The sequence below is a fragment of the Gammaproteobacteria bacterium genome (assembly GCA_019748175.1).
Classification (GTDB): Bacteria; Pseudomonadota; Gammaproteobacteria; order JAIEPX01; family JAIEPX01; genus JAIEPX01.
The window spans coordinates 13,209-35,913 of record JAIEPX010000022.1 but is presented as its reverse complement, the minus strand read 5'-3'; the positions used below and the strand labels follow the sequence as shown (position 1 = coordinate 35,913).

General features: G+C 39.6%; 20 protein-coding genes. 13 read left to right on the top strand and 7 right to left on the bottom strand.

The features are described from left to right. Window positions 1-89: 89 nt before the first annotated feature. Entirely contained in the window at window positions 90-1,496 is a 1,407-nt protein-coding gene (locus K2X50_09370; protein MBX9587454.1) for a TraI domain-containing protein, read from the top strand. A 345-nt stretch (window positions 1,497-1,841) separates the two neighbouring features. On the opposite strand, the gene lnt is transcribed toward K2X50_09370, so the two are convergent. Further along, complete coding sequence (lnt, locus tag K2X50_09365) at window positions 1,842-3,404, bottom strand: apolipoprotein N-acyltransferase (GenBank protein MBX9587453.1); 1,563 nt, start codon at window positions 3,402-3,404, stop codon at window positions 1,842-1,844. A 123-nt stretch (window positions 3,405-3,527) separates the two neighbouring features. On the opposite strand from lnt, the gene K2X50_09360 reads away from it, so the two are divergent. From K2X50_09360 to K2X50_09350, 3 genes are all read left to right on the top strand, one after another. Next, a complete protein-coding gene (locus K2X50_09360) occupies window positions 3,528-4,745 on the top strand; it encodes a hypothetical protein (protein MBX9587452.1) in 1,218 nt (405 codons plus the stop codon). 276 nt (window positions 4,746-5,021) lie between these two features. Next, a complete protein-coding gene (locus K2X50_09355) occupies window positions 5,022-5,858 on the top strand; it encodes an ankyrin repeat domain-containing protein (GenBank protein ID MBX9587451.1) in 837 nt (278 codons plus the stop codon). Between the two features lie 165 nt (window positions 5,859-6,023). Next, window positions 6,024-6,542, top strand: a complete 519-nt coding sequence (locus tag K2X50_09350; GenBank protein MBX9587450.1) for a hypothetical protein — start codon at window positions 6,024-6,026, stop codon at window positions 6,540-6,542. A 16-nt stretch (window positions 6,543-6,558) separates the two neighbouring features. Here K2X50_09350 and K2X50_09345 read toward each other — a convergent pair whose 3' ends face one another. The 5 genes from K2X50_09345 to K2X50_09325 all read right to left on the bottom strand — a co-directional run bounded on the left by K2X50_09345 (window position 6,559) and on the right by K2X50_09325 (window position 11,484). Continuing rightward, a complete protein-coding gene (locus tag K2X50_09345) occupies window positions 6,559-7,392 on the bottom strand; it encodes a CBS domain-containing protein (GenBank protein ID MBX9587449.1) in 834 nt (277 codons plus the stop codon). After that, window positions 7,385-7,822, bottom strand: a complete 438-nt coding sequence (gene ybeY, locus K2X50_09340; protein ID MBX9587448.1) for an rRNA maturation RNase YbeY — start codon at window positions 7,820-7,822, stop codon at window positions 7,385-7,387. Before ybeY ends, K2X50_09345 begins: the two co-directional genes overlap by 8 nt. Then, complete coding sequence (locus K2X50_09335) at window positions 7,815-8,789, bottom strand: PhoH family protein (protein ID MBX9587447.1); 975 nt, start codon at window positions 8,787-8,789, stop codon at window positions 7,815-7,817. The genes ybeY and K2X50_09335 overlap by 8 nt, the downstream gene beginning before the upstream one ends. 61 nt (window positions 8,790-8,850) lie before the next feature. Further along, window positions 8,851-10,179, bottom strand: coding sequence for a tRNA (N6-isopentenyl adenosine(37)-C2)-methylthiotransferase MiaB (gene miaB, locus K2X50_09330; GenBank protein ID MBX9587446.1), 1,329 nt, complete (start codon window positions 10,177-10,179; stop codon window positions 8,851-8,853). A 33-nt stretch (window positions 10,180-10,212) separates the two neighbouring features. Continuing rightward, window positions 10,213-11,484 (bottom strand): MFS transporter, encoded by a 1,272-nt coding sequence (locus K2X50_09325; protein ID MBX9587445.1) that lies wholly within the window; start codon window positions 11,482-11,484, stop codon window positions 10,213-10,215. A 269-nt stretch (window positions 11,485-11,753) separates the two neighbouring features. Between K2X50_09325 and K2X50_09320 the strand changes: the two genes are divergently transcribed. The 6 genes from K2X50_09320 to ispF all read left to right on the top strand — a co-directional run bounded on the left by K2X50_09320 (window position 11,754) and on the right by ispF (window position 17,632). Continuing rightward, window positions 11,754-13,409, top strand: coding sequence for a CTP synthase (locus tag K2X50_09320; GenBank protein MBX9587444.1), 1,656 nt, complete (start codon window positions 11,754-11,756; stop codon window positions 13,407-13,409). A 349-nt stretch (window positions 13,410-13,758) separates the two neighbouring features. Continuing rightward, window positions 13,759-14,589 (top strand): 3-deoxy-8-phosphooctulonate synthase, encoded by an 831-nt coding sequence (kdsA, locus tag K2X50_09315; GenBank protein ID MBX9587443.1) that lies wholly within the window; start codon window positions 13,759-13,761, stop codon window positions 14,587-14,589. Window positions 14,590-14,603: 14 nt separating this feature from the next. Next, window positions 14,604-15,902 carry a phosphopyruvate hydratase gene (gene eno / locus K2X50_09310; GenBank protein ID MBX9587442.1) on the top strand — a complete coding sequence of 433 codons (1,299 nt, stop codon included), beginning with the start codon at window positions 14,604-14,606 and terminating at the stop codon, window positions 15,900-15,902. 128 nt (window positions 15,903-16,030) lie between these two features. Further along, complete coding sequence (gene ftsB, locus K2X50_09305; GenBank protein MBX9587441.1) at window positions 16,031-16,315, top strand: cell division protein FtsB; 285 nt, start codon at window positions 16,031-16,033, stop codon at window positions 16,313-16,315. 94 nt (window positions 16,316-16,409) lie between these two features. Then, the gene (gene ispD / locus K2X50_09300; GenBank protein MBX9587440.1) at window positions 16,410-17,150 is read left to right on the top strand and encodes a 2-C-methyl-D-erythritol 4-phosphate cytidylyltransferase; all 741 of its coding nucleotides are present in this window, start codon (window positions 16,410-16,412) and stop codon (window positions 17,148-17,150) included. Then, entirely contained in the window at window positions 17,147-17,632 is a 486-nt protein-coding gene (ispF, locus tag K2X50_09295) for a 2-C-methyl-D-erythritol 2,4-cyclodiphosphate synthase (protein ID MBX9587439.1), read from the top strand. Before ispD ends, ispF begins: the two co-directional genes overlap by 4 nt. Window positions 17,633-17,647: 15 nt before the next feature. On the opposite strand, the gene K2X50_09290 is transcribed toward ispF, so the two are convergent. Continuing rightward, window positions 17,648-20,080, bottom strand: a complete 2,433-nt coding sequence (locus K2X50_09290; GenBank protein ID MBX9587438.1) for a hypothetical protein — start codon at window positions 20,078-20,080, stop codon at window positions 17,648-17,650. Window positions 20,081-20,285: 205 nt separating this feature from the next. Here K2X50_09290 and surE point away from each other — a divergent pair, with 205 nt between their 5' ends. The 3 genes from surE (at window position 20,286) to K2X50_09275 (ending at window position 22,694) form a co-directional block, all read left to right on the top strand. After that, the gene (gene surE / locus K2X50_09285) at window positions 20,286-21,053 is read left to right on the top strand and encodes a 5'/3'-nucleotidase SurE (protein ID MBX9587437.1); all 768 of its coding nucleotides are present in this window, start codon (window positions 20,286-20,288) and stop codon (window positions 21,051-21,053) included. 21 nt (window positions 21,054-21,074) lie between these two features. Next, window positions 21,075-21,650: a DedA family protein gene (locus tag K2X50_09280; protein ID MBX9587436.1), complete on the top strand. Its 576-nt coding sequence runs from the start codon at window positions 21,075-21,077 to the stop codon at window positions 21,648-21,650. Between the two features lie 72 nt (window positions 21,651-21,722). Further along, a complete protein-coding gene (locus K2X50_09275; GenBank protein ID MBX9587435.1) occupies window positions 21,723-22,694 on the top strand; it encodes a peptidoglycan DD-metalloendopeptidase family protein in 972 nt (323 codons plus the stop codon). The last annotated feature ends 11 nt before the right edge of the window (window positions 22,695-22,705 follow it).

Sequence of the window (22,705 nt, the reverse complement as noted above, 5' to 3'; positions counted from 1 at the left end):
AATAGGCTAGAGTTATTCTCCGCTCGTTGCCTTGAGAGAATAGGGTTTAAAGTGTATTATTAAGGTTCATTTTGTTTTGAGGTATTTCCATGAGTTCTTTGAGTTCAGATTTATCTGAGTTATTTAGTAATAAAAAAATTACTGCACCTGACTATACCGCTCAAAGCCTATTCACTGTTCGTAATGCTGATCAACTGCTGGTTGACCCTACACGAAGTTCTTATTTAAAAAAAATCAAAGAACTTGTCGCTATGCCTGATGAGCATTTTGAAGTTCTGTACACAAAGCTCGTGGATAATTTTGTTGAGTTTGCTCAAATACTCCCCATCCAATATCGAGAACATCTTTCTGGCATTATGCAAGAAGGATTACGTCATGCACTGATAAGCTTACAAGTATTATTTGAAACATCACCTACCAAGCCTCAACCTATTTATATTTATGCCGTTTTTAGTATGGCGTTATTAGCTGACTTGGTAAAAGTAATCGCCACTCAAAAAGTGATGGTCTCGGATGAAAATGGAATTTACATTGATGAGTGGTGTCCGTTTTCTGGATCGTTAGTAGAGCAGGGCGCTCAATTTTATAAAATTCGTGAATACGGTGGTTATCGTGAAGCATTTTTAAATTCTGCAAATCCGTTACTCGCACAACGTGTAATGCCGGAATTAGGATTACGTTGGTTAGCTTCTCATCCTCGCATTTTTGATATGTGGATTGCAGTATTAACAGGCCATGAAGATTGGGCTGGTGATTTAGGTTTACTGAAAAAATTATTGAGAAAATATTTATCTGATAAAGAAAAGGAAATGCAGTTTTGGCTAGAAAATATTCCGATGGATTTTACGGTTCCCGAAGAAGTCGCGATCGGTGAGAAATTTTTAGAATGGTTGAAGGATGGGCTAGAAAACGAAACGATTTCTGTTAATGAAAAAGATTCCTTTGTTCATATTTTAGATGATGGCGTGTTCATTGAAACACCTGATGTTTACGATGCTTTTAATCATGTTTATTCGAGTTATAGAGATTTTATTGTATTACAAAAACAATTTAATTATCTTGGAATTTCTAAATTAAGTGGTTACGATTTTAAGTTCGAACAATTTTTTGCCCTTCGAGGTGATGCTGCTGCTAGACTAGGATTTTTAACGCATCATAATAATGATTTGAAAGCAGCGAATATTGCTGCTGATGCTGCTTCAAAATTAGCAGGTGAGATGCAAGGTCAAGTGAAAGTCAGTGATATGAAAGGACAGCTTTTAAGTCAACCGGCATCTACATCGAAAAAATCGCTACAAGGTCTTCTTGTTTCTGATCCTGCTATTCTTTACGGCGCTGGCAGTGTTCCAGCAGCGAGTAAACTCATGAAAGACGTTTCTGTTAGTTATATGCAAGATAAGCAATTACCAAAATTGGAAAACAAACAACCTAATCAGCAACAAACCCCTCAAGCCACCGTGTCCGTTACCCCACCAATCAATCGATCTCGACGATAACAAATTTTTTAATCTCTCGAAATCGGCGCGAGAATCCGACTGTCTTTCCGGGAATGGCTCGCTCGGGTCCCCCTCGCTGCGCTTTATTTCCCTCCAAGAAAGTTGGATTCTTCGCCTACGCGACTCAGGATAATTTAATTTTATTGCCACAAGTAAAGCCAATTGAGTCTGTTCGCTTTTTTAAGAAAACTTTCCAGAGTCAGCGAAATAAGAATTTAGCACTGAGTGTAGAAGACTGGGCAAGATCTACCTTTTCAAGATCGTTGAGGACATGGATGTCCGAACGAAGACTACACGGATGTATTTACGGCGGTCTTGAAAAGGTTGTCTTGCCCAGTCCAACGCCTAAGATTTTCTTTTTGATCGTAATAGCGAAAATAAAACGGCGAGGAAGGCGAGTGTTAAAATAATATAGCTGCCGAATTTGCGCCAGGGCGTTTGCCCGTGAACCGTCGAAACAGTTGCAGTGATAACACCTTCTTGATGTTCGGGAAGAGAGTGAGTAATTTTTCCGCGACTGTTAATAATCGCCGATTCGCCTCGGCTGGAAAGAAATAATTGCGGCAAACCATTTTCAAGAGAACGCATACGAGCCATCTGCAAATGCTGATCTGAAGCGATTGAATCATCAAACCAACTATCATCAGTGATCGTTACAATCAATTCTGCATTATCCAGCGTTCGTCGAACCTCGTCAGGCTCAACAATCTCGTAACAAACATACGTTGCTATCGGAATATTCTTAACCGTTAGAAGCGGTTGATGCTTCGGACCTGAACTAAAATCAGACATAGGGATATTCAAAGAAACTAATAACGGATTGACCCATTTTTTTAACGGAACATACTCACCAAAAGGTACCAAATGTCGCTTATAGTAATGCCCATTAGATTCACCAATAAGTAACACAGCATTATAGAAATATTCACCTTCTGCGACCGGAATTCCTAGCATTACACTGCTGTGGTGTTTCAACGCGTCTTTAGCAAGGGAATCCAAAAATGGCTCAGCAACTGTAGATAGCGCAGGAATAGCGCCTTCTGGCCAAATAATTAAATCGCTAGTCCAGTGGCGTTGAGTTTCAACATGATACTTCTCAACGATATTGGTTAATTGATCGGGTTGCCATTTTAATTCTTGGGGGATATTTCCTTGAATCATGCTGACCGTGATAGCCTTACCGTTAGTTTCGGTAAAAGAAACCATCGACAACAGTGCACCATTAATCCAAAGAACAGCAATGAAAATAATTTTTAATAGCAGTCGCCATTTTATCATTGATGGAGTAATTTCAGATTTTGAGAATATCGTAGTGAGTCCCCAGACAAAAATTCCTACTGTTAACATCATCAAAAAAGAAATTCCGTACGTACCAAAAATGGGTGCGTAGCCGCCAAGTGGTGAATCAATTTGTGTGTATCCCAAAACTAACCAATGCCAACCAGTAAATAACGAACTTCGCAGCCATTCCAATAATACCCAACTTGAGGGGAAGAAAATCATCGGTCCAAAAATACTGGCGTTTTTGCACCAACGCGAAAATAAATAACCTTGTACTGCCGGAAAAAGAGACTCGTAAAATACAACAAGAATTGTTGCAAGAATTGCTAAGGGCGTTTCCATATGCCCAAACTGGTGCATACTGATAAAAATCCACCACGTTCCTGTTCCAAATAGCCCTATGCCGTACATCAAGCCTGTCAATAAGGCTCTTTTAGGGGAGGCATTTTGCCAAAGCAATAGAAGGATGGCCGGGCCGACAAAGGCTAATGGCCAAAGCGAGTAGGGCGCGTAAGCTAAGGTCGTCAGCATTCCCGCTGCGACAGCAATGAGCCCAATAAAAACTTTTGAATAGTGCTGCAAGAGTAGATCCTCCGTGTGACTGAGTTTACCAGATTTGATTAACATCAAACTAACTCTTTCGAACACAAAACAGTAATTACTTGATTTTAGGTTACTGTTATCTTGAAAATATGTAAATATTATGATAGGCTCGCTCAAGCCTTTGATTACATCTTTAGGATATAGAAAATGAGAGAAAGATTACTGCCAGAGCAGTATATACACGAAAATAGAGCTCGAGGTAACCGCTTTCTACGAATCGTGGTCTTAGCTGCTTGGTTTAGCTTAACACTTATCATCTTTCCTATCAGGGCCGTTATAGCGATATTTACTGAATTTTTACCATTATTACTATCTCATTGGGCTTCAAAACAGTTAATTCAACTTAGTACTAATCTAAGCTCTGATCATACTAAAGAAAGGGTGTTTCATTCGAAAGCTCAAATCCTCAGTTATACAATCCGAATTATTTTGCTTGCATTTTTATTTACTCTTATGCGGTGTTTGCATTTGCTCGGATCTGCAATTACATCTCCGATAAGATCTTATAAGGATGCATGTTATTTATTCTCAAGTAGCTTAGAATTCAGAGCGGCATATGCTGTGATCCTCAGTTATTTCACGATAGCAACAGTATGGTCACCTATTTTCCTGACAATTACAGGTGTTCTGTTCCCCACTACTATTCCTTTTATTATGCCGATTCTAGTCATAGAGGTAATTGTTTTTCATCTTATCATCGTACCGGCAATTCTAAAATCAATATACTCTTTTTTGTACGAGTTTAACCGCATTAGAGGAGAGTATTTCGAATATGAGAAAAATACAGTAATATCGTTCAATCAAAATATTGCTAATCTAAGAGCAGAAATAAACCCAACAATAGTTGTTTATGATCGAATCATCATTAATTATGCTACTGCTCAAATAACTAAAGAAACTGTCACAGGTTCTCATTCTCCAATATTAACATTAACTTTATACAGAGAGATTGCTGATAATACACATGTATTGAAGTTCCCTTTACAATCAAGAAATCCCGCTTTTCTTACAGCTGAATCAGAAATATTCAATTGTAGTACAGAATCACTTTGTACAATCGATCAAGGTCTTCGTCAAACTATTGGAGAAAAGTTATTCTTCTTAGCAGTAGCTCTTGGACATCTGAAATCTGATAATAATTTAATTGTCTATATATTAAAATATGTAATACCCAACACTGATCAAAACTATCTTGCGGCTGTTGTAACTAGGGCAAGAATTACTGCTCGTGAAAAAAATCCACTTTTTTTTCAACCTGTCTTAATCAATAACAATCCAGGCCGAGATCAAACTGATAAAGTAACAATGGTAGATGATAACGATCTACTTCAGCCTTTGTTGCAATCTACGGCGTCGCCGTCTTGAGTTGTGAGAGGTTTTGCAAATTCGATAATAATATTTAAGGAAATTACTGTTAATTTTCTCAAACCTCCTTCAACTGCACATGCTAGGCTTGAAGTTCAAGAGTATTTTCTTACATTAACACAGAAACCTAAAGACCCATATTGCAATACGTATATCAAAGGGTTAGTCATAAAAAGGCCATTATAAGTCATGAAAGAGCAAGAAAATCATTGACTTGTAGAGGCAACTACATTATAATTTGCTAACTTTAACCATCTCTAGAGCAGGGGGAATAGTATGAGAGTTCTAAAAACTGAAAAGCAGCCCACTTCCTTCGATGATTTTTATCAAGATGGCCTTTGTTCACTATTTCGTTTTTTCACGCCAACTCAACTACGAACAATCGCTCCAGTATGCCGCACTTGGCGAAGAACAGTTTTTGAAAGAGCCTTACCTGATAACTACTTTGAAAGTCTTCCTGTCAAACTACGTGACGCAGAAATATTCAATAAACATCCTTTAAATAAAGCGCGATTAATGCAATCCTTGGCTTTCGAAGCAGGTAGCTCAGAGGGTTCATTCATTGAGCTCATGACAGAACCTTGGGAATTAGGAGCATTTAATGGTCTATACGATGCATGCGCAGAATTATTAGGTGAAAATCTTTTAACTCAAAAAAGAATAGATGGGGCTACTGTTATGCACTTAGCTGCGATGGGTGGTCAAATAGATTTGCTTGCGAAACTTAGTGAAGATAATAAAGACATTCTCCTTTGTAAAGATATGCAAGGAAATACTCTTCTTGATTATGCAAGTTTTTTTGGACAAGTAGAATGTATGGCATGGCTACTAGAAAATACGTCATTAAGACTAGACACAGCAAATGGCATTGGCTTTGTATGCATTGATACCTTTGTTAATGTAAAAATTCCAAGACTCTTGATCTTGAAACTTGCCTTTTTACTGACTAATAATTACAACAATAACGCTTTAATTGATCACCTCACCTCAGAACAACAAGAACATATTATTCTAACAACAAAAGCCTATATTGCTTCAAAAACCCGATCTCAAGAAGAGTTAGCACAAATAAACATTCACATCAAGTCATCTCATAACATGATGAAATATTGATACGATCTTGTTCTTTCTATTGAAATCCTCAAGTAAAACCTATCTAAAATAGCATTCTGATGGAGTAGCCTTCTAAGCCCCTATTTGAAGGCATAGAGGGGCCAGGCAAAGAGCCGAGTAATACGCTATAATTAAGGTATATTACAGGTATAGAGGTAACTCCCTATGAAATTAGAAAACGAGGAGCTTCCTAGTCTCTCACAGTTAATACATCAGTTAGGAGTTAGGGTACAACAACTGAGAGAAGGTGCTGACCCTTCAAATGAGAGTACGTTGCTTAAGCTGGATGCTGCTATGGAATTTGTTAATAAGGCTTTACCTCTTGCTCAAGGCTATGAAAAGACATCATTCCCAAAACTGTATGCAGCAAAAAATATTTTTGCATTAAATGCGTTAAAAGACCCATTGAATAGACTTGATAACGACAGCTGGATGCCTAAAATTACAACGAAAGATAAGATCCCGAATGAAACTGAGTATCAACTTTGTAAAGCGATGACAGACACAATAACGACAATAAAAAATAATTCAGAAAAATATTTCCCTGATTTAACGACTAAACAAGATAAGGATTTAAAAAGTACAATAGGAATTATGCAAGGAGCAGGTGAATTACGTCTGATGAAAGCAAAACCTGAACTCGTAGATATAGTAGAAACGAGACCGTTAGCAGGAAAAAAATAGTGCTAGTGCACGCTTCCTAATGAACATTAACCTTCAACAGGCGAATTCGCCGATTATCAGCATGAAGAATTTTAATTCTAAGATTATCGATCACAATGGATTCACCACGTTTGGGTAAGTGACCAAAACGATTCATCACGAGGCCGCCGATGGTATCGAATTCTTCTTCAGAAAATTGAGTTTTGAAATAGGAGTTGAAATCTTCTATTGAAGTTAGTGCTTTTACTGTAAAATGACGATCACCTAATTTTTTTATTTGCGTATTAAACTCATCCATATCAGATTCATCTTCAATTTCACCTACAATTTCTTCGAGAACGTCTTCAATAGTCACTAATCCAGAAATGCCACCATATTCGTCAACGACTATGGCCATATGATTATGATTGATACGAAAATCATTCAATAAGATATTTAATCGTTTGCTTTCTGGAATAAAAATAACGGGTCGCAGAATTTGTGAAAGTTTAAAATCGGCAGGTTTTTTGAAAAAGGGTAGAATATCTTTGATCAATAATATTCCAAGAATCTCATCACGATTTTCGCCGATAATAGGATAACGAGAATGTTGATTTTCTTCGGCAATGGGCAGAATTTGGTCAAAGGTAATATTACTATCGATAGTGATCATCTGACTCCGAGGTATCATGATATCTCGTACTTTCATTTTCGACACTTGTAAAACGCCTTCCATCATTCGTAAAGATTCATGATCGAGTATGTGGTGAGTCTCAGCATTTTGTAAAATTTCGACTAATTCTTGACGATTCTGAGGTTCATGAGTAATAAGATGTCGAAGTCTTTCAATCCATTTTTTTATTCGTGAAGTCTTTGCGCTCATACTACTCATCTCCGTAGGGGTTTTCGAATCCCAACGATTTCAAGCTGTTAATCTCAAGTTTTTCCATAATAGCAGCATCAGACTCCGTTAAATGGTCATAGCCTAATAAGTGATAGCATGCATGAACGGTTAAATGGGCCCAATGCGCAGTTTCATCGATATTAGTAGATTCTGCTTCTTTTTTCACTACCGGAGCGCAAATCGCGATATCACCTACAAGTGGATCAGAGTCTAATGTAAAAGATAATACGTTGGTGGGTCCTTTTTTATCTCGGTATAGTTGATTTAATTCCGCGGATTCTTCTTCATCCACAACACGAATCGCAATTTCTGCATCAGCATGATCGGGTAATAAAACCGCAGAAATCCACCGAGTAAAATCGTCTTCTGATGGAATTTTAGTATGGTTTGTAGCTATGTGTAAACTGAAATCAATCATGGAGTTTTCCATCAAATTTTTCATAAGCATTTACAACTTGTTGTACTAAAGGATGGCGAACAACATCATGAGCTTGGAAAAATGTAAATGAAATTTCATCGATATCTTTTAATACTTTGATTACGTGTCTCAAACCTGATTCGGTATCTTTGGGTAAATCAACTTGAGTGATATCGCCAGTGACTACCACTTTTGATCCAAAACCAATTCGAGTGAGGAACATTTTCATTTGCTCCTTGGTGGTATTTTGGCTTTCATCTAAAATAATAAATGCGTCGTTGAGGCTGCGTCCACGCATAAAAGCTAAGGGAGCAATTTCAATAATATTATGTTCAATAAATTTTAAAGTGCGTTCTGTACCCAACATTTCGTAAAGTGCATCATAAAGAGGTCGTAAATACGGATCCACTTTTTCTGCCATATCACCAGGTAAAAAGCCTAGTTTTTCACCGGCTTCTACTGCAGGGCGAACGAGTACAATTCTTCGAACTTTATCGCTCTCGAGTGCAGCGACTGCCGCTGCCACAGCTAAATAGGTTTTACCTGTACCCGATGGTCCTATTCCAAAATTAATGTCATGATTTAAAATATTATCGACATAGATGTACTGATTTTGACTGCGTGGTTGAATACTGCGTTCACCGGTTTGAATCGCTACATCATGATTCGTTTTTTGAAGTGGGTGTTCAACTTGATTCGTTTCACTTTGAAGAATAAGATAAATTTGTGAATTATTAATGCCCGGTTTTTGAGTTTCAGCGTAGATTTTTTCTATCACTATTTTAGCTAAAGCCACAGGCTTCGGAGGTCCGATTATATGAAAGGTGTGTCCGCGATTACTAATCTCTACGCCGAGATAGCGTTCAATTTGTCTTAAGTTCTGGTCGAACTGTCCACACAAATCAGCTAAACGCCGATTGTCGATGGGTGTAAGTTCAATACTTTCTGTTTTGCGCGATTTGCTCAATGTAGCCAATCTCTCTCAATAATACCTTACATTAAATATAGCACATTTCTGGCTCTACCGCTCAACAGGCCAGACCCAATAACTCTCCCCTTAATGAGTTGGGGCGTGCTTCAGTAATTTTCAAGGTTACCATTTGGCCAAGCAGTTCTGAGGGGGCTTTGAAATTCACAACGCGGTTGTTCTCGGTGCGTCCAGAGAGCTCATCAGGGCTCTTTTTAGACGGGCCAGTCACGAGTACACGTTGTTCGGTACCCAGCATTGATTCGCTAATGCGATGAGCATTTTGTAGGATCCTATTTTGAAGGATCGCTAATCGTTTTTGTTTGGTTTCTAGAGAAACATCATCGGGTAGATTGGCGGCTGGTGTGCCGGGTCGGCGGCTGTAAATAAAACTGAAGGATGTATCAAAGCCAATGTCGTGAATAAGATTCAACGTATCTTCAAAATCTTTGTCTGTCTCACCCGGAAACCCTACAATAAAATCCGAAGAAACACAGATATCAGGACGAACTTCACGTAGTTTTCGAATTTTTGCTTTATATTCCAAAATAGTATAATCGCGTTTCATGGCTGCTAAAATTCGATCAGAGCCACTTTGTACCGGTAAATGAAGATGATTCGCAAGCTTAGATTCTAACGCGTAAGCATTAATTAGATTTTCACTAAAAGCAGAAGGATGTGAGGTGGTATAACGAATTCGTTCGATGCCCTCAATCGCAGCGATATAATGAATTAACAATGCTAAGTCTGCGATTGCGCCATCATGCATAATTCCGCGATAATCATTGACATTTTGTCCCAGTAAAGTGATTTCCTTTACGTGCTGATTACTTAAACTCACAATTTCCGCAATGACATCGTCAAAAGGACGGCTGATTTCTTCACCACGCGTGTAAGGAACCACACAATAACTACAATATTTACTGCAGCCTTCCATAATTGAAACGAGGGCTGAAGGACCTTCTGCTCGTGGCTCAGGTAAATTATCGAATTTTTCAATTTCAGGGAAAGAAATATCCACAACCGCTTTTTTAGATTTTAGAGCGGAATCGAGCAATTGCGGTAAGCGATGTAATGTCTGAGGCCCAAATACAATATCAACGAAAGGCGCTCGTTGAGCTATAGCATGTCCTTCTTGAGAAGCAACACATCCGCCCACACCAATAATCATAGAGGGTTTTTTTCGTTTTAAAATTGCCCAGCGGCCCAATTCTGAAAAAACTTTTTCTTGCGCTTTTTCACGAATAGAACACGTGTTTAATAATAAAATGTCTGCGAGTGCTGGATCGTCAGTGAGCGTCACTTGATGCGAAGCACCCAACACATCCATCATTTTATTTGAATCGTATTCATTCATTGCACAGCCATGTGTTTTTACAAATAATTTCATTGAATGACCTCATTAGCAATATTCAGAAAAAAGTTACACATATTCATCTTTACAATGTGTTTCTCGAACAAAAAATAGAACAATCAATGAGAGTGCGATTGCAATAGGTAAAATACTCAATGCAATGTGATAAGTGTTTGTATCGTAAAATCGCACACCATCTTGCATTTGGCCGTGCCAATTTAGATCGAGTAAATAACCAATTAATGGTTGAGCGATCATTCCGCCAGCCGTATTTAGCGTATTAATAAATCCGAGTGTAGTCGCAGATGTTTCAGGAGGATTAACTTCACGAGCAACAGAAAAAACTGGCAAAAACCCACTGCAAAAAAATCCAAAACTAAAAAATAATAAACTTGACATCGTTGTTGAGAGAGGAGGGCCGTAAATTATGGCACACATGGAAATTAACGATCCAATGGTACCGAAAAACATAGGTGGTTTACGACGTTCAATTCGATCTGAAAACCATCCTAACAACGGTGCGCCAACAGCAAATCCAATAAAAATCATCGAAACTATAAACGCTGCCGTGGTCGCATCGATAGTATGTGATTGGCTAAAAAATGTAACACTCCATAATCCTGCAAAACCTGGAATTGATAAGAACATTAAACCGCCATAGAGAGCGACAATCCAATTTTGTGGTCGATGAACGACGTGATTTAACCCAGCGAAAAATCCTTCTTTCTGTAATGTTTTTATGTGACTGGTTCTCGGTTTATCTCGGATAACGATTAGAATAATCATGGCAAGAACGCAACCGATGAAACCGAATAGTAATAATGTTTCACGCCAACCAATCGCATTAATTAGAATGCCAAGAGGAGCCTGTCCATTCCAAGCACCTATCATGCCAATGGTTAACAACAGACCTGTCATTAATGCAAATCGATTGAGTGGAAGCCAACATGCTGCGATTTGCATTACGCTGACGGCAGCAAATGCCGATCCTAGTCCAATCAGGAAACGCCCTATGGCCGCTAAAATGAAAACATGAGAATACCCGAATATCAGCGCACCGACGGCGCATAACAAGACAGCAATGGTGAGCGGTTTACGTGTTCCGAATCGATCCAATAATATCCCAACGGGCAATTGCATCGCGGCGTAGGCAACATAATACGAAGTAGAGAGATAGCCCATTTCAGCAGCGCTGAGGTTGTAGGCCAACATAAGGTCTTTGACCATGACATTCGGGGAAACTTGTAAGAAAAATTCATAGCAGTAAAAAAGCGCCCCAAGTGCCCACATTAACCAAGCGAGGAATCCCGGCTGTGAGCGATCGTCCACTATTCGAGTCATCGTATACCAAAATTTTGAATAAAAGGACTATTAGTATTACATCAGATGCCCGCCATGGTCAATAAAAATGCTCTAGGTGCATTTACTCATGGCCCTAAGGAAGTGCTGTCTCGTTGTAGGTTGATTCTATGCTTCTTTTGTAAGTAATGGCATAAAAACTAGGTAGGTTGAAAGATTAATATTATTTTCATTGTGATAACTCGAATAAATTGATAGTATGAAATCCCGGTTAGTTTGTATTTAGGTCTGTCGCAACCGGAGTTCAGTCAATGACAAAGTTCATATTCGTTACGGGTGGTGTTGTTTCGTCTTTAGGTAAAGGCCTGACTTCTGCCTCATTAGGTGCTCTCCTTGAAGCTCAAGGTTTAAGAGTCACTCTCATCAAACTCGATCCCTATATAAATGTTGATCCTGGGACTATGAGCCCATTCCAACACGGTGAAGTGTTTGTGACAGATGACGGGGCTGAGACCGATCTCGATCTTGGGCATTATGAACGATTCGTTCGCACTAAAATGACTCAAGCCAATAATTTCACGACCGGTCGCGTTTATCTAAATGTGATTGAACGAGAACGTCGTGGCGATTATCTCGGTGCAACGATTCAAGTTATTCCTCATATTACTGATGAAATTAAGCGAAAAATTCTGGAAGGTGCTGATAGCTACGATGTGGCTTTAGTGGAAATTGGCGGCACAGTCGGTGACATTGAATCACTGCCGTTTCTCGAGGCCATTCGTCAAATGCGCGTGGAATTAGGTGTAGAAAATACGCTGTATTTGCATTTAACGTTGGTACCTTATATTCCCACAGCTGGTGAAATGAAAACAAAACCCACGCAGCATTCTGTTAAAGAATTACGTTCTATTGGTATTCAACCTGATTTCTTATTTTGCAGATCAGAACGTCCGCTTCCAGCGAATGAGCGCAGAAAAATCGCATTATTTACAAATGTTGAAGAAAGAGCCGTGATTTCTTTAGTTGATGTTCACTCCATTTACGAAATTCCTAAGATGCTACAAGCACAAGGTGTGGGTGATCTTGTCGTGAAAAAATTAGGTATAAAGGCTGGTCCGATAGATCTCAGTGATTGGGATCGCGTGGTAGATGCCCATAAAAATCCTGAAAGTTCTGTGACTATTGCCATGGTGGGTAAATACACTGAACTGACTGATTCGTATAAATCCTTAATTGAAGCAATAATTCATGCGGGAATTCATACAAAAACCAAAGCGAATCTGATTTATGTCGATGCCGAACAAATTGAAAAGCAGGGGGCTGATTATTGGCTGAAAAATGTTGATGGCATTTTAGTACCGGGTGGTTTTGGAAATAGAGGTATTGAAGGTAAATTACTCGCCGTCAATTATGCTCGCGAAAATAAAATTCCGTATCTAGGGATCTGTTTAGGTTTGCAAATTGCCATCATTGAATATGCTCGTCATAAATTGAATTTGCCCGATGCCAATAGCACAGAATTTGTATCCGATACACCTAATCCTGTTGTTGCGTTAGTCACGGAGTGGAGTGAAGGTGGCGTTAAAGAACGCCGACTAGAATCAAGTTCAAAAGGTGGGACTATGCGTTTAGGCGCTCAACCTTGCACACTCCAACCCAATTCTTTAATGGCAAAAATTTATGGAAAAACTCAAATTGCAGAACGTCATCGTCACCGCTATGAAGTGAATGCGAAATATGTTCCCCAACTTGAAAAAGCTGGATTAGTGATTTCAGGAAAATCTCTGGAAGATGGATTGGTAGAAACAATTGAATTGGCTGATCATCCTTGGTTTATTGGTGTGCAATTTCACCCTGAATTTACCTCGAATCCACGCGATGGACATCCACTTTTTATCAGCTTTGTGAATGCGTGCAAAACACAGCAAGCTACATCAATGAAGTTAAACAAAAACACAGCATATTAAGAGATGCCACAGGATGCTCCACTCACTCAGGTTTCCATTTAACCTCTTTCGCTCAATGGGCCATCCATGGCCCATCCCGCTATCATCCTGATACCTATTCGCTCCAGAGGTTAAATGGAAACCTGAGTGAGTGGTTTTGCCACTTCGTTATTGCTTGCTCCTATTAACCTCAATAACTTGTAGCGTGGTTATCCAGGACATGTCGGGGCCTGACTCTTTTTCTCTGTCAACGCGAGCGCAGCGTTGGCGATGACTTGAATGAAGGAGTCAGGCCCCGACATGTGAGAGGTGCATGACTAGTCTCAATTTGTTACACTGCCTCCACTTCAACTGTGTAATCGGAACGACTATGAAACTTTTAAGTTTTGATGTTGGCTTAAATAAGCCATTTTTTCTTATTGCTGGACCGTGTGTTATTGAAAGTGAGCAACTGATCATGGATACGGCGGGAACATTGGTAGAGCTCAGCAAAAAATTACACATTCCCTTCATCTTTAAAGCTTCTTTCGACAAAGCTAACAGGACGTCACATACTAGCTACCGAGGCGTAGGAATCGAGCAGGGCTTGGCGATATTATCCAAAGTCAAATCAACTTTTAATGTGCCAGTAATCACGGACGTTCATGAAGATACTCCGTTGGAAGAAGTTTCTTCGGTAGTTGATATACTTCAAACACCGGCTTTTTTATGTAGGCAAACCAATTTTATGCAGCGCGTAGCGAAGCAAGGCTTGCCAGTGAATATCAAGAAAGGGCAGTTTTTAGCGCCGTGGGATATGAAAAATGTCGTCGAGAAGATGCGTGCAACGGGTAATGACCAATTAATGGTGTGTGAACGAGGCGCGTGTTTTGGTTATAACAATTTAGTCTCAGACATGCGTTCATTGGTGATAATGCGAGATACTCAATGTCCTGTCGTTTTTGACGCGACGCATTCCGTGCAGTTACCGGGAGGGCAGGGTTCTTCCACAGGTGGTCAACGCGAATTTATTCCTATTCTAGCTAGAGCTGCGGTTGCTGTGGGTATTTCAGGGCTGTTCATGGAAACACATCCTGATCCCGATAAAGCCCTGAGTGATGGCCCCAATTCTTGGCCTTTAGCCAAAATGGAAGATTTGCTGAGTTCATTACTTGAAATTGATCACATCGTGAAGAAATCCCCGATGTTAGAAGTCGTATAGGAGAGCAGGACATTATGACCGCAGTTATTCGTAAAGTGCACGGACGTGAAATTCTTGATTCACGTGGAAACCCTACCGTTGAATGCCAGGTAGAACTAACGACCGGCATTTCTGCTCGAGCGAGTGTTCCCTCAGGGGCTTCAACGGGCTCTAAAGAAGCGCTTGAACTTCGTGACGGTGATGCGAAACGCTATAGCGGTAAGGGTGTCATTACTGCCATTAATCATATCAATTTTGAAATTCAAGAAGCTTTGCTGGGTGCGGATGTTAGTGATCAAGAACGTATTGATCAATTACTGATCAATCTCGATGGTACTGAAAATAAAGAGCGTTTAGGTGCGAATTCAATTCTAGCAGTTTCGCTCGCAGTGGCTCACGCAGCCGCTGCTGCAGAAGATTTGCCCTTGTATGCTTATTTGGGTGGCAATGCACCGATGAGACTGCCTGTTCCCTTAATGAATGTCATCAATGGCGGTGCTCACGCGGATAATAATGTTGATATTCAAGAGTTTATGATTGTTCCTCATGGTGCGCCTAGTTTCAAAGAAGCGCTACGTTGGGGCACAGAAGTATTTCATGTTTTAAAATCGGATCTTAAACAACGCGGTTTGGCCACCTCAGTGGGTGATGAAGGTGGCTTTGCGCCGCTTTTGCCTTCTAACGCATCAGCCATTGAGTTTATTTTGGCTGCCATTGAGCGAGCCGGTTTTAGTGCAGGTTCTGATCTATCCTTAGCCTTAGATGTTGCCAGCTCTGAATTTTACCGAGATGGACATTATCACGTACGTTCGGAACAATTAACCTTAACTTCACAGAATTTCGTAGATTATTTGGATGCCTGGGTGCGTCAATATCCGATTATTAGTATTGAAGACGGAATGGCTGAAAATGACTGGACTGGTTGGGAGTTGTTGACCGAACGTTTAGGGGATCAAATTCAATTAGTGGGTGATGATATTTTTGTGACAAACCCGAAAATTTTACAGCAAGGAATCGATCGTTCTCTAGGCAATGCGATTCTGATCAAATTAAATCAAATCGGTACTTTGACTGAAACGTTACGAACAGTAATGCTTGCAAAATCTAATAATTATCAAACAGTTATATCACATCGTTCGGGTGAAACTGAAGATGTGACGATTGCTGATTTGGCCGTAGCAACGAATGCTGGACAGATCAAAGCGGGCTCACTTAGTCGAACAGACCGTATTGCTAAGTACAATCAATTGCTTAGAATCGAAGAGGCTTTTCAAGATTCTTCTGAGTATGCGGGAAATTCTGTATTCTCTAAACATTCGAGAAGTGCTGTCTAACGTCTCAACTTTTTCTCATTATTCAGTGTTAAACAAGAGGTGCTTTCTTATTTATTCGATTTTAGTTGACGTGAATTTATTTTGGATTCATAATTATCATCCTTTTGAAAAATAACAGGGATTGTTAAGTGTTGAATTCGACTTCAAAGGCGCTATCAGTCGCACTATTTGTACTGCTTGTTAGCATGCAATATCAACTATGGTTAGGCCCTAGTGGTTTGTGCCAACTGTTTGAAATTAAACGACAAATTGCATCCGCTGATGATCAAAATGGCGGGCTTGCTAAACGCAATGCAGTATTGGCTGCGGAAGTTGATGATTTGCGCGAAGGCGGGGAAGCCATAGAAGAACATGCTCGTACAGTACTGGGTATGATTAAAGAAGACGAAGTATTTTATCAGGTGATTGATTAAGGAAAGGGTCAAGTCTAAATTAATTGATTACTTAAAGCTTTAACCATATCAATTAATTTAGACATGCCACCTTTTGCCTCGAGGACCTACATTAATGGCATATCAAAAACATCGTTACTTTTGTATTATCGCGGCGGCCGGTGTAGGACAGAGAATGGGTACCGAGCTGCCCAAGCAATATTTATCCATTGCCAATCGAACACTTTTAGAATGGTCACTCGAACCCTTTTTACTCTCTCCTAAAATTGAACGAATTGTCGTGGTACTCGCAAAAGATGATCGTTGGTTTTCTCAGTTAAAAATTTCAGCACATCCTAAAATTACCACAACAGTGGGCGGTGCTATTCGCTACGAATCAGTTTTATCTGGCTTACATTCACTATCTAATCAAGCAAGCGACGATGACTGGGTAATCGTTCACGATGCAGCGCGACCAAATTTCAGTCTAGAAGACTTACAGCAATTAATTGAAGCTGTTGGAGATCATCCTGTAGGCGGTCTTTTAGGAACACCGTCGTTTGATAGTTTGAAACGAGTGAATCAAAACAATATTATTGAAAGTAATGTTCCGCGAGAAGGACTTTGGCGAGCATTCGCTCCACAGATGTTTCGCTATGGTCTGTTAGTTTCTAGCCATCAAAATTGTTTGAGTGAAAACTTTGCCGTGACAGATGAATCCTCAGCGATTGCTCATTACGGACATCAACCACTCATGGTATTGGGACGGAGTGATAATTTTAAAATAACGACTCTAGAAGATTATGAGATGATGAAAATAATATTATCTCCTTCTGGAACTATTCATGAAAAAATAAGCAAGGAAGACATTCAATGACACGTATTGGAATTGGCTATGACATTCATCGTTTAGTTGAAGACCGCGCATTAATTTTAGGTGGAGTTGAAATTCCTTTCGAACGTGGGCTTTTAGGGCATTCTGATGCTGATGTCGTACTTCATGCAATTGGAGATGCATTATTAGGCACTCTTGCACTCGGAGATTTAGGGTCTCACTTCCCTGATACAGATCCTCGTTACAAAGGTGTTTCAAGTTTAGAATTGTTGAAATTTATTTTTCAACTATTGTTGGAAAAAAATGTTCAAATTGAAAATATTGATGTCACGTTAATTGCGCAAGCACCAAAACTGGCTCCGTATCGAGAAAAAATGCGATCGAATATTTCTGCAGTATTAAATACCAGCATTGAAAATATCAGCATAAAATTTACTACCCATGATGGCGTGGGTGAAATTGGAAAAGGCGAGGCCATGGCTGCTCATGCCGTCGTACTGGTACAAAATATCCAAAATTCTTAACGTGGAGATGCTGGTTTAAAAGCCAAGCTCAGCCAAATCAGCCGATATTTGATCCCCTATATCTGTATCTGCAGCTAGGCTTTTTCTCCTGTGTTCTGCAGAAGGTTCCCGTTTTCTACTGCCTCGGGGTGATAGCGAAAATTTTCTTTCTGCGCGCGGTGAAACTGCTTGTTTGTTTTGCGCCTCTGCAAGATTAGTGAGTGCCTGCTGAAATTCTTCAGTCTCAACAACCGGTGCAGGTGAGAAATCTGGAGGCGGAACTCTGGTTGAGGACGAGGTAAGTTCATCTTGTGATGAATTCACAAGTGTTGATGCTCTGCGAGAGCCGCGAGGAGATAGTTGTTTAAAAAATCGAGAAACGCTTGCACTTAAATTACCACTTTGCGTGAGAGGAGGTTCGTGTGCTGTAGCTTCATCAGGACTAGGTTCCTTTTCTGCTTGTTCTGACGATTGCACCACTCGTGAACCACGTCGTGAGCCTTTAGGAGATACGGATAGCAAGCTACTGAGTTTTGATCTTGGAGATGTCGAAGGTGGGGTATCATCTTGAGGAGCATCTGTAGTCTGAACCAGTTTTAAAGCAAACAGTGACCCTCTTCTAGATCGTGGAGACGTTTCAAGTCGAAGACTTCCGGCTCTCGTTTTTTCAGCAACATACGATAGTTCTTTGTCACGATTTTTCAATTCGCCCAATTTCTTTTGAATCTCATCTAATTTTCGAACGAGATTCTCTATTTTTTTTACATTCGGCTCCATGATCTGAGCTTCTTTAAAATTTTGTGTTAGTGTCTTTTTGAGTGAATAGTAATCGTGCACCAGAGAATCAATGGTTCCATCGGAAAATTCTGGGATCATAGTATCTATACTAGAATAGAGTTTTGTTACGTGTATCTCTTGATATAATACTTTTTTTCTCTTGAGTTTGAGATGCTTATTATCTTCTGATGAGTTAATTTTAGCTGTTTTTTCTAAAAGACTATGTTTATCTTCTGATTCTTCTAGCAACGATAAATTAGAATTAATTTTTCGGGTAACAGCATAAAGCTCAACATCGCATTTTAAGCTGACTAAACTTTTAAGCGCGTTGTGATCAAAGCCTTGATTCTTATAATTCATTTTTAAATAGAGAAATCTTTGATCTAAATCCTCTTTTTCTCTATCCTTAACAGAAAGAAAATCACCATTAAAAATTGAATCAATTATGAACATATCTATCTGTGGATGATTTATTTCTGGTGAGAATTCCTCAAAGTACAGTTTTTCAAGAGCCTGGCGCTCTTTTAGGATTTTAAATAATTCGGATTCTTCTTCATTGTTCATTTCTTCCAAAATATAAAGCTGTTGCAAATAATCTTTACCGTTTAATGCTGGATCAAGATGATCATTCCGCACTATGAGTTCTTTCGCTTTTTGCACAGCTTTCATGATACCAGCGAGGAGCACAGCACCATGAATTCGTTTGGCTGCGGCTGTACAAAAACTCGGACCTCTTTGCTGTTGCATTGCCTCATGCTCTCGAATGATATTCTCGACAATTTCAGAAGCATTCAAGCTAGTAAAAATTCGCCCCCAGTTGTGAAATAATTGAAATGCTAAAGCCAGGCCACCAGAACGATCCATTCCGTCGGTACAATGTATCAATAATGGTCTTGGAGAGTGATTTCCAAAAGAACGTTTATAAATTTCGTAAAGTTTTTCAATGTCTGCTGAATCGATTTGAGCATTTTCAAATGCCTTCATATTGATATGATAGATATCTATATCAGCGAATACACCGCTTTTAGCCGCCGTTTGATTTGTCGTGTATTGATGCACATTGTTTTCTTTATCACATATAGTGGCAAAACCACGACAATTGTAAGGCTCACAATTGACATCTCTTTCCTCAAGTTGTTCCCCGAGCACGATTAAAATAGGTATTTGCCCCTCTGCTTGATCACGTGCAAATTCAAAACACGCTTTCATATAGTCTAAGCCACCAATCTCCAGTAAATTGCTTGCTTTAGCTAATGCCCTCTTATTGATTTCTTTTATTTGTTCTTTGCCTCGCGGTGATTCGAGAATAGCATTGCGACCTTCAAATAATCGAATAGGGTTCATCATGGCAAATAATAAATCGCCGAAATGAGATAACCCTGCAATAGGGTCTTTTACTGCATAAACAAAACTACCAAGCCTGAATAAATCTGAAAATTTCTTATCACCATAAAGGGTCAGAGTAGTTGGTTTAGCCTCTTTTTTAGTGTGGTCTAATTTCTTAATTTTTTTATCTCTAAAATCGAAATTCCACAATGAAGCCATTTCAGCACTTTGTGCGTCATTATCTATTTGATCATTAGGTAACAAGGGTAATAAATTAGGAATAATAGAGAGAAGTTCTGATAATGGTGCACTCTGCAATCCGGCACCTTTGGTACCCCTTGGAGATGAAGGGCGACTTTTTTTCATAATGACTCCTTTATATTCGCTTAGATTGAAGAGACCGCAATCTTGTTAAGTTCCCACTTGAATGTGATACTCTTTTCCATTATTAATTCCCCATACATTAATGGTAAACGTGAATCACTCTTAGATACAAGTGTTCATTGACATTACCCTCAACCTAATCGTAAATTGTTTACACTATTTCACATTTGTCTATAAAAGGGTCCTTATGAAAATCTTATTAAGTAATGACGATGGTGTTTACGCCAAGGGTTTATCTGTTTTAGCAGATCATATACGCGAGCTGTCTGCCATTATTGTTGTTGCCCCTGACCGAAATCGTAGTGGAGCCAGTAATTCTTTAACCCTAGATTCCCCGATTCGAATCAAAACCATCGAAAATGGATCAGTGAGTGTTGAAGGAACACCCACAGATTGCGTGCATCTGGCAATTACAGGCTTATTGGATGAGCTTCCATCGATGGTCGTATCTGGCATTAATGAAGGTTCTAATTTAGGTGATGATATTCTTTATTCAGGAACCGTGGCAGCAGCCATCGAAGGACGTTTCTTAGGATTGCCTGCAATTGCGATATCCTTGTATGGAGATCATTGCCGCCATTACGAAACAGCGGGCCGAGTAGCTAAAACCTTGGTACAAAATGTTCTTTCCGACCCTTTGCCTAATGATACCATCTTGAATGTGAATGTTCCTGATATCCCTTACGAAGAACTGCAAGGATATGAAGTCACGCGATTGGGATCCCGACATGCGGCAGAACCCATTATTCGAGCGCGTGATCCACGCGGTAAAGAAGTTTACTGGGTAGGCCCTGCTGGACCTGTACGTGATGACGGACCGGGTACCGATTTTCATGCAGTGATGCATAAAAAAGTCTCTATCACCCCCCTTAAAATTGATTTGACTCATTATCAAGCGTTTGACCAAGTATCGAAGTGGGTCAGTAAATTTATAAAGAATAAAGATTCTGTTTAAGCTGAGGAAGGAGCCAAGCCAATGAAATTATTTTCAAAAATTTATGATCGAGTCATGCATTGGTCTACTCATCGTCATGCCGTCTATTATTTATCAGGACTCAGTTTTGCAGAGGCCTCATTTTTTCCATTACCCCCTGATCTAATGTTGGCACCCATGTCGTTATCGAAACCTCACATGGCCTGGCGTTACGCAGGCATCACAGCTGTCATGTCAACATTAGGTGGCTTATTCGGTTATGTAATTGGATTTTTCTGTTTCGAACTTATTTATCCGATTATTGTGAAAGTAGGGTATGAGCAGGCTTATCATACTGCCCAGCTTTGGTTTCACGATTGGGGATTTTGTGCCATGTTTATTGCTGCATTCACACCGATACCCTATAAGCTCTTTACCGTGGCAGCTGGCGCCCTGCAAATGGCACTTTTGCCTTTTGTCATCGCCTCAATCATTGGCCGAAGTGCGCGATTCTTTTTAGTGGCTGCATTAATGCGGTGGGGTGGACCACGAATGGATACTGTTCTACGACGTTATGTTGATATCGCTGGGTGGAGTGTGATTATCATTGGCGTTAGCTTATACTTCATTTTACGATAACTCTAATTTCAGTACATGATGATGATTTCGTGGTGTTATGTCTGGCTAGAATTAATATTTATGGAAATAATTATGTTTAAAATCAGAATATTATCAAGTTTATTTCTAGTGCTTTCTCTAAATAGTTGTGCAACTTCAGAAGATGAAGCGCCAGTTGTAAACTACTCGCAAATAGAAACAATTAACACTGATCATTATCGGGTCCAAAAAGGAGATACCCTATATTCAATTGCTTGGGCATCTAATCTTGATTATCGGCAGCTAGCCACAATAAATCGCTTAAATGCACCGTATTCACTTAGGACAGGACAGGTTCTACGTGTTAAATTACCAGCGCAGAAGTTTGCAAAATTGGAAAAACCTCACTCACTTTCACAGTATTCTAGAAAGTCATCAAAAAATCATTCTTTTGAAATTGACGCCCCTCAACTTGCAACGTTATCTCCTCCTCAATACGAAAAAAAATCATCAATTAAATCAATGCCTAACAATTTAAATCTCAACAATGAAACGAAAGATACTTTGCAACTGCCAACGCCAGGCACCACGCGGATTCCAGCACTTTCAGCAATTGGAATAAATTCACAAAAAACGACCAAAATTTATGACTCTGGAAGCCCAGTTAATGAAATAAACGAACAACATACAAAAAAAGACTTGATTTTTACAAAAAAATCTGTACACTTCTTTTCGTGGCCGACCCAAGGAAAGATAATTGGACAGTTTTCCGAAGGTCAGCTGGGTAATAAAGGACTTGATATTACTGGTCAGTATGGCCAGCCTGTCAAAGCCAGCGAATCAGGAACCGTTGTTTATAGCGGATCTGGTTTAAGAGGTTACGGTAACCTCATCATTATTAAGCATAATGCAAGTTATTTAAGTGCTTATGCTCATAATAGTGAGTTGATGGTTTCCGAAGGTGCACAGGTCAAAGCGGGTCAAGAGATCGCCTTAATGGGGCGAGCACCATCAGGTAAAGTGATGTTGCACTTTGAGATTCGCCGAGATGGCAAGCCCATTAACCCAATACAGTACTTGCGTTAGAGAAAAGGATT